At 65.0% G+C, this 12,766-nt stretch carries 7 protein-coding genes and 2 pseudogenes; 5 read left to right on the forward strand and 4 right to left on the reverse strand.

The window, feature by feature from the left end:
* From ACZ499_RS38625 to ACZ499_RS38640, 4 genes are all read left to right on the forward strand, one after another.
* Positions 1-571 (forward strand): acyltransferase domain-containing protein (locus ACZ499_RS38625; RefSeq protein ID WP_468681698.1); only part of this gene is annotated, 571 nt, incomplete at its 5' end.
* A gap of 50 nt (positions 572-621) precedes the next feature.
* Positions 622-7,722, forward strand: a complete 7,101-nt coding sequence (locus ACZ499_RS38630; protein WP_468681700.1) for an SDR family NAD(P)-dependent oxidoreductase — start codon at positions 622-624, stop codon at positions 7,720-7,722.
* Between the two features lie 41 nt (positions 7,723-7,763).
* On the forward strand, positions 7,764-8,306 hold the full coding sequence (locus ACZ499_RS38635) for an NADPH-dependent FMN reductase (protein ID WP_468681701.1): 543 nt from the start codon (positions 7,764-7,766) through the stop codon (positions 8,304-8,306).
* A 436-nt stretch (positions 8,307-8,742) separates the two neighbouring features.
* Positions 8,743-9,108 carry a hypothetical protein gene (locus tag ACZ499_RS38640; protein ID WP_468681702.1) on the forward strand — a complete coding sequence of 122 codons (366 nt, stop codon included), beginning with the start codon at positions 8,743-8,745 and terminating at the stop codon, positions 9,106-9,108.
* Positions 9,109-9,541: 433 nt separating this feature from the next.
* Here ACZ499_RS38640 and ACZ499_RS38645 read toward each other — a convergent pair whose 3' ends face one another.
* Both ACZ499_RS38645 and ACZ499_RS38650 read right to left on the reverse strand, forming a co-directional pair.
* Complete coding sequence (locus tag ACZ499_RS38645) at positions 9,542-9,982, reverse strand: hypothetical protein (RefSeq protein ID WP_468681703.1); 441 nt, start codon at positions 9,980-9,982, stop codon at positions 9,542-9,544.
* Positions 9,983-10,042: 60 nt separating this feature from the next.
* On the reverse strand, positions 10,043-10,333 hold the full coding sequence (locus ACZ499_RS38650) for a DUF6207 family protein (protein ID WP_468681704.1): 291 nt from the start codon (positions 10,331-10,333) through the stop codon (positions 10,043-10,045).
* 191 nt (positions 10,334-10,524) lie between these two features.
* Here ACZ499_RS38650 and ACZ499_RS38655 point away from each other — a divergent pair.
* A pseudogene (locus ACZ499_RS38655) lies at positions 10,525-10,713 on the forward strand (IS5 family transposase); the annotation flags it as partial.
* A gap of 291 nt (positions 10,714-11,004) precedes the next feature.
* On the opposite strand, the gene ACZ499_RS38660 reads toward ACZ499_RS38655, so the two are convergent.
* Both ACZ499_RS38660 and ACZ499_RS38665 read right to left on the reverse strand, forming a co-directional pair.
* Positions 11,005-11,490 (reverse strand): hypothetical protein, encoded by a 486-nt coding sequence (locus ACZ499_RS38660; protein ID WP_468681705.1) that lies wholly within the window; start codon positions 11,488-11,490, stop codon positions 11,005-11,007.
* 169 nt (positions 11,491-11,659) lie between these two features.
* Positions 11,660-12,469: pseudogene (locus ACZ499_RS38665) on the reverse strand (transposase family protein).
* Positions 12,470-12,766 lie beyond the last annotated feature (297 nt).

A 12,766-nucleotide genomic window follows, 5' to 3' on the forward strand; every position in this document is an offset into this window, starting at 1 on the left:
CCAGATCCTCCACACACTGAGCGGCATCACCCCACACACCGCCAGTATCCCCTTCTATTCCACTGTCACGGGCGGCCTGCTCACCGACACCACCCAGCTCAACGGCGAGTACTGGTACACCAACCTGCGCCAGACCGTCCAGTTCGACCAGGCCGTACGGGCACTGCACCACGACGGAATCAACACCTTCATCGAAACCAGCCCCCACCCCGTCCTCACCATCGGCATCGAAGACAGCCTGCCCGCCGGTGCCACTGGTGACGAGGCCGGCACTGCGCTGGTGCTGGGCACGCTTCGGCGAGGCGAAGGCCTTGAGCCGTTCGTTGCTTCGTTGGGGCAATTGTTCGCTGTCGGTGCCCTGGTGCGCTGGAGCCCCATCCTGCCGGACGGATCCGGGCAACCGGTGGAGCTTCCCACGTATCCGTTCCAGCGGCAGCGGTATTGGCTTCATGTATCGAAGCCGGTTAAGGCTGGAAGGCTGGCACAGCCAGCACCTGCTGACGAAGCGCCTGCTGCTTGGGGCCGCATCATGGCGCCCACTGAGGGATTCAGGGCATCGAGTTCTGACTGAAGAAACCGTCGAGAAGGCCACCGTACAAAAGAAAGAGATGGGTAACGAAAATGCGGTCAGACGGACTCGGGCATGAGGCTTCGGTCAGCGACACAGCGGATATCCCTCTGCCGAACTCGCTCTACGAGATCTCGTGGGTACGAACCGATATTGCTGATACCCCCATCGGAGACGAGCCGGTTGTCGTCATCGCCGGTGACGATGACGTACTTCTAGGGATGCTGGCCCACGAAGCCCAGAATCTCGAGTGCCGCGGCATGGTCATCGGACCCCCGCGTGACGGCGCGGAAGCCGGTGCCAACGGCATGACGCTGCCTTCCAGCAGCGCCGATTGGGCGGCGTTCTGGTCGTCTCGGCCAGCGACGGACGAGATCACCGTGGTACTGGCGATGAAATCGCTGGACCTTCCGGAGCAGCTTGACAGCGGGCATGATGTTGCAGAACCGGGTGCGGCTCTCTGCATGAGTGCCGTTTCGGGAGTGGTGGGGCTTGATGAAAGCCCGGTTTCGGGGAGGTTCTTCGTCGTCACCCGTGGCGCCCGGCAGGTCACCGGCTCGGATACGGTGACCGGGATCGGCCATGGCCTGCTTCATGGACTGGCACCCGTACTGGGTTTGGAATATCCGGCGACCTGGGGCGGAATCATCGACTTGCCGTCGCACCCGGCGGCTTCGGATGTCGGTGCTCTCCTGCGGGTGGCCCTTGGCCGCACGGCCGAGGACCTGGCCGCGGTGCGCGATGGTGAGGTGCTGGGAGCCCGTCTGCGGGAAGTGCCAAGGACAGAAGAGGAGTTGCCCGTCCGCGAGGACGGCACGTACGTCATCACCGGCGGACTGGGCGGGATCGGCCGGCGGATCGCCTCCGACTTCGCGCGTCGAGGGGCTCGTCACCTGGTGCTGATTGGTCGTACGCCCGAGGAGGATCTGAGTACCGTTGCTCGGAAGGCCCTGAGGGCGCTGGGTGAGTCCGGGGTCAACGTGAGGTACGAAGCCGCCGATTGCCATGATCCCGCAGCGTTGAGGGAGATTCTCGATGGTGCGGGCACCATGCCTCCGGTGCGCGGCGTTGTGCACGCTGCGGGTGTTGGTTCCAGTCGTCCTCTGCGCGAGGTTGGTCACGGCGACTTCGCCGCCGCTCTGCGGGGGAAGTTCACCGGCGGCTGGTGGCTGAATGTGCTGAGCCGGGATTGGCCACTGGACTTCTTTCTTGTCACGTCGTCTGCATCGGCAACGTGGGGAAATGAAGGCTCCGGGGCCTATGCGGCGGCTAACGGCGGGCTGGACACCCTGGCTGCCTGCCGTGCCACCGCCGGGCAGACTGCCAGGAGCATTGCCTTCGGGCCGTGGGATCTGGACGGCATGGCAAACACCGCTGAACGTGACGCCCTGAGGCAGATAGGTGTCCACGCGCTTTCTCCGGCATCCGGCTGTGCCCATCTTCACGCCTCGGCTTCGGACAGCGCGACACTCCTGGCATGCCCGGTGGACTGGGATGTCTTCGGAGAGGTGATGGCCACCCGCCGAAGCCGTCCGCTCTTCGCCGAGGTGGCGCCCGCTCAGCGGGTCGAGGGTCGCCACGAGCCGGTGGCACGCTCACGCGCTGCGCGGTTGCTCGGGCTTCCCCAACGCGCGCGCGTTGACACTGCTCGACGGTATGTTTCCAAGATCCTGGCTACTACTCTTGGCTATTCATCTGAGCAGAGCCTGCCTGGAGATGTGGGATTCTTCCGGATTGGTCTCACCTCCATCATGGCAGTCGACCTCAAGCGAAGGCTTTGTGCGGAGTTCGGTATAGAGCTGCGCATCTCTGCAGTCTTTGACAACCCAACGATTGTGGAGTTGGCAGATCACATCCTCAGCCTGCTGCCAGAGGCTCAGTTGGAGCCCGGTGGGTCTGCGGCCGGTATACCGGTCGGCATCGCCACCGCATCGAACGGGCCCGCCGTGTTGAAGGATTCTGAATCTCAGGATCCCCCTGGGGTTTCCGCGTCCGAACCCATTGCCATTGTCGGTATGGCCGGCCGGTTTCCCCGAGCCGACACCGTTGATGAGCTCTGGGAGCTGCTGCGCTCCGGGACCGACGGGGTCGGGGCGCTGCCTCCCGGGCGTTGGGAGGGTGCTGCCAGCGGCAATGATGCGTTCTGGCGTGAGAACGCGGAGGTACGCCGAGGCGGGTTCATCGAGGACATCGCTCGCTTCGACGCGGCGTTCTTCGACGTCTCCGCGCGGGAAGCCGAGAACATGGACCCGCAGCACCGGCTGCTGTTGGAATCGGCGTGGCACGCGATCGAGGACGCGTCCATCGACCCGAAGACTCTGAAGGGAACGCGCACCGGGGTCTACGTCGGGATATCCAACTCGGACTATGCCAGGCTGCTCGAACAGGGCGGTCTGGAGCAGCTGGACGCCTATTCGGTGACGGGTATTTCCTTGAACGCCGCCGCCGGCCGGATCGCCTTCCTACTCGGTCTGCACGGGCCGGCTGTCGCCGTCGACAGCGCTTGCTCGTCCTCGCTCGTAGCACTCCACCTTGCCATTCGCTCATTGCGTAATGGCGAGGTCGATTGCGCGCTTGCAGGAGGCGTGAACGTTATCGCCTCATCTGTGGCGTCCATTGCTACCCATCGCGCCCATATGCTTTCGCCGAGTGGGAGGTGCAACACATTTTCCGCCGACGCCGATGGCTTCGTACGGGCTGAGGGATGCGGCGTGGTGATGCTGAAGCGCCTGAGCGATGCGGAGCGTGACGGAGACCGGATCGTCGCTCTGCTGCATGGCAGTGCTGTGAACCAGGACGGCGCCTCATCGGGGTTTACCGCGCCGAATGGCAAGGCGCAGCAAGCGGTGATCGAAGCAGCGCTCGCAGACGCGGGCGTCGATGCGGCTTCGGTCTCATATCTCGAAGCGCACGGTACCGGTACGGCTTTGGGAGACCCTGTCGAGGTCAACGCAGCATGGTCCGCGCTCGGCCGACACCGTGCCCCGGGCAACACGCTGCATCTCGGGTCCATTAAGAGCAATATCGGCCACTGCGAGTCGGCTGCGGGCGTCGTGGGTGTCATCAAGACTGCATTGGCACTGCAGAAGGAGTGGCTGCCGGGCAATCTGCATTGCGAGGAGCTCAATCCACAGGTGGCATGGTCGGACATGAACGTTCGTGTCGTCGATGCCGGAACACCATGGCGGCGCAGGAGCGAGCGGCCTCGGTTCGCCGGTGTGTCTAGTTTCGGTGCCTCTGGTACCAACGCGCACATCGTCGTGGGGGAGGCTCCTGTCCGGTCAACGACAGATCCCGGTGAGGCCCCTTGTCTGGTACCGCTGTCGGCGCCTGACACCGCAGGCCTGACTCGTCTCACCGAGAGTTGGGAAAAATGCCTTATCGGCGCTTCACCCGCGGACATTCCTGCTCTGGCCGCCGCCGCAGGTCAGGGGCGTGCTCACTTTCCGGTACGACGAGCAGTGCTCGGTCGTGCGAAGGATGAGCTGCTCGGACAGTTGCGCAATGGTGCGGGTTGGGGCATCACCCGGCCACCGCGAGTCGCGTTCCTCTTCTCTGGCCAGGGCAGCCAGTACTTCGGGATGGGCCGAAGGCTGTATGAGACCGAATCGGTCTATCGTGAGAAGTTCGACACCTGTGATGACATCATCGCGCCGGTGCTCGGGATCACGCTACGTGAACTGATATTTGACGGCAGCGACCGGCAACTGATCAACGAGACCCAGTATGCGCAGCCTTGCCTGGTGGCCATGGAACTGTCCCTGGCCGCCCTCTGGGAGTCTTGGGGGGTTTCCGCGTCCGCAGTCATGGGTCATAGCGTCGGAGAAATCACCGCAGCGATCCATGCCGGAGTAATGAGTTTGGAATCCGGTTTGGCTCTGGTCACCCATCGGGCGAGGCTGATGCAAGGGGTCGAGCCCGGTGGAATGCTCTCCATAACGGCTTCCGCGACCGAGGTCGCCGAATGGATACGGGGGTGTGACCTGGATATAGCTGCGGTCAACGGCCCTGCCTCGGTAGTCGTATCCGGAAGCCATGAGCAGATCGAGACTACGGCCGCACGCATGCGGGAACGCGGCGTGACAGCACGCGTGTTGGTCACTTCCCACGCCTTCCACTCCCGGACGATGGACCCCGTGCTTGCCGAGTTGGCGAGCGCCGCAGCGCGGTTCGAGTACCAGGCCCCTGAGATTCCCATCGTTTCCAACGTGACCGGTTGCGTCGCCACAGACCATCATTACCGGGCCGATTACTGGGCGCAGCATGTGCGTCAGCCCGTGCGCTTCCACGATGGCATTCGTCAGCTTGGCGAACTAGGCGTCGATGTCTTCCTGGAAATCGGACCTGACACGAAGCTCAAGAATCTGACCTCCGCTGCGGAGCTCACGTCTGATGCTGCGTTTGTCTCATCACTCCGGCGCGGCGGCAATGATCGTTCTTCGATGCTGACCGCGGTCAAGGAACTGTACGAATGCGGGCAGGACGTACGTTGGGCAGCCGTGCAGGCTGCCTCGAACCAGTCCCGTGGTCCGGCGCCGCTGTATCCGTTCGCTGTGACCCATCACTGGACCAAGGTACGTCCGAGGACGGAAGCGGCTCCCCAGCCAACCGCTACCGCAGACGTTCGGCACTGGGGTGTCGAGCTGCGTTCACCAGCGCTGACCGGCCGTGTCTTCGCCTTCCACCGCAGTGCGGAATTCCCTCGGCACCTTGGCGACCACCGTCTCTACGACAGCACTGTGGTCACCCCCGCGGCATCACACCTGGCAACCATCTTCTCTGCCTTGGCCGGTGGCGGTCGTCCCTTTGCTGTTGAGGACTTTGTGTGTCCGCGTGCGCTGGTCATCAAGGACGACGAGCAGTACGAATCGCAGATCGTTGTCTCGGACGAGGGCGGTGTGGAGAAGCTCAGCGTCATCAGCCTCGTGGATCCCGAGAACACACGCTGGACCGAGCATGTATCCGGCCGCGTCGGCAAGCCGACACCTGCTCCTCACCCCGCCCCGGATCCAGAGGAGTTCATTGCTTCGGCGGAGCAGCACTTCAGCGGCGACGAGTGCTATGCCTTCATGCGCGCTCTTGGATACACACTCGGCCCGTCGTTCTGCTGGATAGCGGATGTGTGGGTCCGGGGAGATGAGTCGTTGGTTCGCTACGCCCAGCCTGTGCTCCCCGACGATCCAGCCGATTACGAAATCTATCCGGGTCTGATCGACTCGTTCTTCCAGAGCACCGTTGGTTTCATGATCGACACGGACGTCTCCGAGAGCTCCTCGCTGTCCATTCCCTTCGCCGCCGCCAAGATCTCTGTCCCCGGTCGTCCTCGTGCCGCAGCCGAGCTGTACGGGCATGTCCGTGGCCTTGAGTTCTCCGAGCTCGCTCATGGGCGCCGGAGAGTAGATATGGCCGACCTGCACATCTTCACTGAGGACGGCAGCAGCATCTTCGTCGCCGAGCAGTTCCGTGTGCGACAGGCCCCCCGCGCTGTCCTTGAAGGGAGTCTTCGGGCGGCGTCATCGATGGCGTACGAAGTCGTCTGGGTGGACCAACCGCAGCCCATGGAGCCGCCTCTGGGGGGACGCACGGTGGCGCTTTTGGGCGAGGGCGGGGAGCTCGTCCCCCGGCTCGAAGCCGCTCTGCGCGCCCAAGGGCATCGCGTCATCGTGGAGCCCGGTGTCGCGTCTTTGGCCACGGAAGACGCCATCGACCTGATCGTGGATGCTCGCTTCTGCACGGGGAATCTCACGATGGCGGCGGACGGCGTCCTGGAAGCATCGATTCGACTGACGGCCACGCTACAGAGCGTTGCCCGCCGGACGCCCTACGCGGTACTCACTGATGGCGCGTTGTCTGCGAGTCCCCTGAGGGAAGCCCTGTCAGGTCTGCTCACCGCGTTGGAAGCCGAGGCGCCGGACAGACGACTCATCCGGGCGACTCTGGCAGACGGATGGACCCCGTCTGTGCTCGCCAGGGTGCTATCGCACTCGCTGGACTCCGGTATTCAGGAGACGAGACTGGCTGTCGGCGGCGACGGAGTGCTGGTCGCGCGGCTGAAGCCCGTCGATGAACATACCGGCAAGACCGAGTGGAACGGCAGTGCGCTCATCACCGGTGGACTCGGGGCTCTGGGATTGAGCACCGCGAGGCTCTTGGCGGAGCGCGGCGTACGGACCATCACTCTCATGGGTCGTTCGGACCCCGACTCCACGGCTCGACAGGCCATCGGGGAACTGGCGGCAATGGGGGTGCGCGTTAACGTCATTTCCGGTGATGTCCGTGACTCTGCGGCATGTGCCCGTGCGGTGGCCTCGGCCATCGAATGCGAACCGCTCACCGCTGTATTTCATCTGGCCGGGGAGACCAGGGACCGGGCATTTGAATATCTCACTCCCGCTGATTTTGAGCGCGTCTTTGCAGCGAAGGCGCAGGGAGCGGATGTACTCGTCGCCGAGACGGAAAAAGCTGAGCTGCAAAGCCTTGTCTTCTTCTCTTCTGCCTCGACTGTGCTGGGTTCCAGGGGGCAGGCGAATTATGCTGCCGCCAATGGCTATCTGAATGGGCTGGCCGAGCTGCTGCGTTCCGCTGGCGCACCGGCGAAGAGCATACAGTGGGGACCCTGGATACCTGACGTGACGGGTGGTATGGCGGCCGCCGTTTCGGATGCCGGTTCATTCGAATCGGGTATCCGTGCACTCACTGATGACGAGGCTGCGCGGCTGTTGGACCTGACCGTTGCCGGACCCGTCTCCACTCTTGTGGCTGTGTCGGCCGACTTCGAGACATACGCGGCGGACGTTTCAGCGGGACCGCGGGAGCCGTTGGTGTCCAGGTTGCACGCTGCAGGCAAGCGCGCGAGGACCGCAGGCGAGGATGCGTCCGAGAAGGGGTGGCTCCGACAGCAACTACAGGCAACGGAGCCGAACGTGCGCATGGATGTGGTCTCGGTGGCAATCCGGGACATGGTTCTCGGCGTGCTCGGGGAGGACGACATTGATACCGGGCTCGACTTCGAAGACATGGGACTGGATTCGATCATGTCGATCGATCTAAGGAACCGTCTTGCGCACGCTCTTGACGTAGAGCTGCCGGCGACCATAGCGATTGACTACCCCAATGTGGGGGAGATGGCCGACTTCGCGGAGTCGCTATCATAGTAGGGTCGGCTATTTTCGTGTGATCCGAGAAGGGTGTACGTGTGAAGATACTTGCTATTTCAGGTAGCCTGCGGGAAGGTTCGTTTAACACGACAGTGCTGCGTACGGCCGCAGAACTCTGCCCCGCTGAGGCTAGCGTTGAAATATGCGACAGCATCGGAGATCTTCCCTTCTTCAACGCTGACGTCGAGTTGGCAGGGCCTCCTCCGGTCGTCCAGAGTCTGCGGGCTCGGGTAGGCGTAGCCGATGCAGTCCTCATCGCCAGTCCGGAGTATGCTCACGGCACCTCCGGAGTATTGAAGAACGCTTTGGAATGGCTTGTCGGAGCGGACAGTGGAGAAATCGTCGAAAAGCCTGTCGCTATCTTGACCGCCTCGCCGGTGACCGGAGGTGAACATGCTCAGGCGTGGCTGTCCGAGACGCTTGCCATCATGGGTGCCCATGTGGTACCAGAGGCCTGTCTGAAGATTCCAGGAGCAGGGAGGCGAATTGCTGACAAGCGTGTTGTCGACGACACTCTGCGAATGGAATTGCAGGATGCCCTTTCGGTGCTGATCAATGTTGTAGTGACGCGCAGCAGTTGACAGAAAGTCATCGGAATCGATGATTCCGTGCCGCTGTGGAGAACGCTCCGCACAGGAGATGGGCGGCGTTCTCCACATAGGGCTGAGGCCGGATGGGCGGTGGGAGTGGTGGAGATACCCACCACGTAGTGCAGGCCCCGTTTGCCCAGGCTCAAGCGGCAGGGCCGGTTCAAAGTCTTGACGATCATGAAGAGGCGCTGGTCGGGCTCTGGCGGGCCTCCTTCGGCCGTCGCGTACACATCGAGGTTCCGGTTGACGAGGTGACCTCGCAAGTCTCCCAATACCACCGGAGCCTCGATGTGTCGCCACTCTGCCACCGTCTGCCTGATCAAGTCGCCTGCGCCACGGCATCGCGAACCGCCCTGGCTGGCCGATCGGTTGGCCTGCTTCCCGACCTGCGTGATCGGCGCGGACGACGCCACTCGCCCCGGTAGGCGTGTACCGTCCGGAGGCGGTCGAACGGTTCTCCTTCGACCTCGAACCTGCCGAAATCAAGTGGGTCCTGCGCGGCGTCGGAACAGGTGTCGACGTCTCGATCTGCAGGTTCCCCGACATGTCCGCCAGCTTCGCTGCTCCCGATACCGACGGCATCCGATGGTCGTGGCGTTCGGTCCAGCCCCGCGGCACGTTGGTGCACGCCGTGATCGAAGCTGCTCAGGCGGTATTGCAGGAGCACGGTGAGGCGGGCTACCAGGCCCGGTGGGTCTGGTTCCCGTTCCCGGCCGGTGCCCTCCAGGACTTGCGGCGACTGCACCGGCTGAACGACGCGTGCGGGCAACCGCACGAGCCGTTCATGCCGTAGCTGTGACACTGGCATCCCTTCACACCACTGACCAGGGGATATCGCCCACCTCAGAGCCCAGGCGGGGCCGCCGGGCGCTTCCAGCCCGCCACGTGCCCGTCAGACGTGATCCCGCTGGAAGCCGGATCGGGAGTCGGGGTCAGCCCGCATCACCCCAGCGGGCGGGGTCGGGCGGTCGCCTCGGCCGGTGGTCACCGATGCCGTGCGGCGCGTGTCCACGTGGTCCCCCAAGCTGTGTGCCCGCCAGCCTTCCCTAGGGAACGCGGGCGTTGGACGGGTGTTGCTGGTTCAGGGCCGAGCGGGCCAACGGGAGCGCCGAAGACCTGGCACGGCTCACCGACCAGCACCGCCGGCTGACGCGTGACCGCCCATCCGGCGGCCGCAGCTGCCCGCACGAGGCGCGCCCAGGCTGACGAGGGCACCGTGCAGATGTCTACAGAGGCTCCTGATAGACCTTGATTTCCGTGGGCTTCAGCGTGCCGATCGCTGCCCACGCGGGCTGGTTCCGCAGTGCCTGCGCCCATGTGTCCAGGGAGTCCTCGGCGTCGTGGAAGTACCAGGAACTCCAGTTCCCCAGGGCGTGCAGGGCAGGGACGGGCCGGTAGCGCACCTCGCAGTGCACCTGCACGTAATGATCATGACCGCTGTCGCTGTCGACGGCCTCGAACTGCCGGGCAAAGTCCAGGGTGAACGTTGCGGGGCCGTCGAAGGCGTGGGTCCCGTACTGCACGAGCAGGCCGTCCGCGTCGGGCGTGTCAGCTGTGTCGAAGCGGAGCCGGCCGAAGCGCAGGAAAGCACGCCAGACATTCTCCGCGTCGAGATCGGGGCCCGTCTCCCGCCCGGCAGTGCGCAATTCGTGCTCCAGCAGCCTCACGGCTTCGCCCGTCGCAGGCCTCCCCGGCATGTGCGCCCCCTCACTCGCCACGGTGTGCGCTCAGCGTACGCATCCCCGCCAACGCCCCCGGCCAGAGAACTGGCCAGCGGTGACGGGGCGGCGTCGTACGTCCGCGTACGCCCGTGCCCGCACCCCGGGCTCGGCGGGAACGTGCCGGATGTGGGTGATGCCGGAGTTCGCCCACCGCTGTGGGGGGCCGTCCATGATCTGGCGGGCGGTGTCGTCGTCGGCGGAGCGGGGCAGCCGGGTTCGCTGACAGGCCGGGCCGGTTGTGGTCCCGTGGTCGGGGGAGCCGTGCCCGCCCCCCGAGCGGTACGGCTCCCTACTCAAGAGTGAGGTCCTGGTGGTGCTTGGTCCGCCGGTGGAGCCGATGCTCGCCCAGGCCAGCGAGAGCGCGCCTCGGCTTGCCCGCGCGGTGCCTGGCGGCCCTGGGCCCCGGGCTGTGCTGTCGGCCGTCTGCGCGGTGTGGATGGACGTGCTGGGCGGGGCGTGCCTGGTGGCCGAAGTCCATCTGCTGACCGGTAGAGCGAACCTTCGGTTGGATCACGATTCACCGCCGCCTCGCCCGCGACTACGAGACCCTGCCCACCAGCTCCGAAGCCATGATCTACCTCGCGATGATCGACACCATGGCCCGCCGGATCACCGGAAAAACAGTCCCAACCTGGAGAAACCCGACCCCCCAGGATGAGAGACCCCGTCCGAGATGAAACCTCCACTAAGAGCACCTGAATACTTGCTTCGGGACCATGGTTGTGCTCTGCACGATGAGAGGCCCGGGTGCTGCCCGAAGTCCAAGGTCGATCTGTACGCGGCGACCCGCCGTGATTCGCGGCAGGGGGCTCTCGAACCGCACGATCCTTCTGCCACCGCTGGGCACATCAGTGGGAACCACAGACAGTAGAGCTGCACCGTAGTGTGTTTCGGGTCAATGGTGCCGTTATAGTTCCGCAGTTGGTGGTCCGCTACCAACCTGTTGCGCCGGCTGGTGACTCTGAACCTCACAGATTGGCGCTGGCGGCGCACCGCCTGCGGCTGCTGCGCGTGGCGGAGACCGTGGCGATGGTCCAGGCCGTCACCCACACGGCTCCGACAAGCAATGCCGCGAGCGCGGTGGGCATGTGGGGAGGGGTGGCACCCAGGCTCGGTGCCAGGCCCGCCGCGCGGGCGCCGAAGCCGAGAACGCCCGCTCCCACCATCGCGATGCCCGCCCAGGAGACGACGAGCGCCGGCCAGCGGACTAGCGGGGTCCCCGGCAGGCGGACGAGGAGCAGCGCAACGGCGGCCATCAGCAGGCCGAGGGCCGCGTTGGCCAGTTGGGCGGTCTCGACGTTGGCAACGGCGGCGTAGGCCTCAGTCGGCGCGGGGAAGCCCGGCATGCCCAGCTCGCCCTCCCTCGCCAGGTCCACCTTGCTGACGGTGTAGGCGAGGGCGCCGAGGCAGGCGGTGAGGGCTGCGGCCAGGTGCTTCTTGTGGGATCGGGGCATGGGTTCATACTGCGGTGAGCAGCGGCCGGGCCACCTCCTCCGCTCGTACCGGCTCCCTCCCCCGTCCGGGGGAGGGAGCCGGGCTCTGCCCCACCTGGCCGACCGCCCCCACGCTCCCTGATGCCGCTAATTCTCATCGACATCCCCGAGCATCTCGAGTGAACCTCTTTCATCCTGAATAGCTGCAGGTGAGGAGTGTGTGGACGGCGGCGACGATCCGTCCGATGCGGTTGGTAGAACATCTGGACCGGCGAAAAAGGATGCGCCACGACTTCAGCCGGGCGAAGGCACGTTCGCCCGGAGCACGAAGCCGGCATGCACACGGTTGAACCGCTGGTAGGCCGGCGGCTGGATGCGGTGGTGGCAGTAGGGGGTGCGGACGCTGGCGCTAGCACCTTGGTACGCATGATCGGCCAGGACGAGGATCTGCCGGGTGCGGCAGGCCTGGACGATGCCGTGGTCTCTGGCTGCGGTCAAGCCATGGGTCCGGCCGGGCATCGCCCGGGAGAACCACAGCGGGGTGCCGTCCGGGCGGGCGATGACCTGGACGTTCATGCCGTGCTGCTTGTGTTTCTGCGAGTAGTACGGCTCGTCCGCTTTGATCCGGTCGGCGGGAATCAACGTGCCGTCGACGATGACGAAGTCGCCCTCGCCCAGGTCCACCAGAGCCTCACGCAGACCCGGCGCCCACGCGGCCAGGATCTCGACGGTCTCGTCGACGTACCGCCAGGCCGTCGCCCCCGACACCCCGAACCCGGCCCCTACCTGCGCGAACGTCTCATTCTTGCGCAGATACGCCAACGCGAGCAGGGCCTGCCTGAAACAGCCCAACTTCCGCCAGGGGGAACGGAGTTCACGCCTTCGAGCGTGGATCAGCCACGAGACATGCTCCACGAGCTTACGCGGGACGTCGAGCATGGAAGGATACGGAACCAACGAAGCCCCCCCCGGTCGTCGGCGTGTTGAGTGAGATCACCACACCAACGACGAGGGGCTTCGTCATGTCACCCCTCCCGACCAGCCTTTTTCATTCCCAGGACCACAGGATGAAAGAGGCTCACTGACGCTGAATGCGCAGGCTGGTTGTCGCCGCCCACGGCCCGCCTGACCGGCGCGTCCCCGCAGCACGCCCGGTTTCCGCCCGCAGCCGCACGCTGCGCAGGCGCGAGTCTGGAGAGCACCATGTGGGGCAGCGCTCAGCACACAGATCAGCCGAGCACTTCCGGTGCCTGTTCCTGTGCGTTCCACGCCCGCGTCGCGCAGTCGCTCAGCGGAG

Source organism: Streptomyces sp. NPDC031265 (genome assembly GCF_055570295.1).

Excerpts from the sequence above, each read along its gene's own strand:
- ACZ499_RS38660 (WP_468681705.1), bottom strand. The coding sequence starts at position 11,490 with ATGCCCCGATCCCACAAGAAGCACCTGGCCGCAGCCCTCACCGCCTGC.
- ACZ499_RS38630 (WP_468681700.1), top strand. The coding sequence starts at position 622 with ATGCGGTCAGACGGACTCGGGCATGAGGCTTCGGTCAGCGACACAGCG.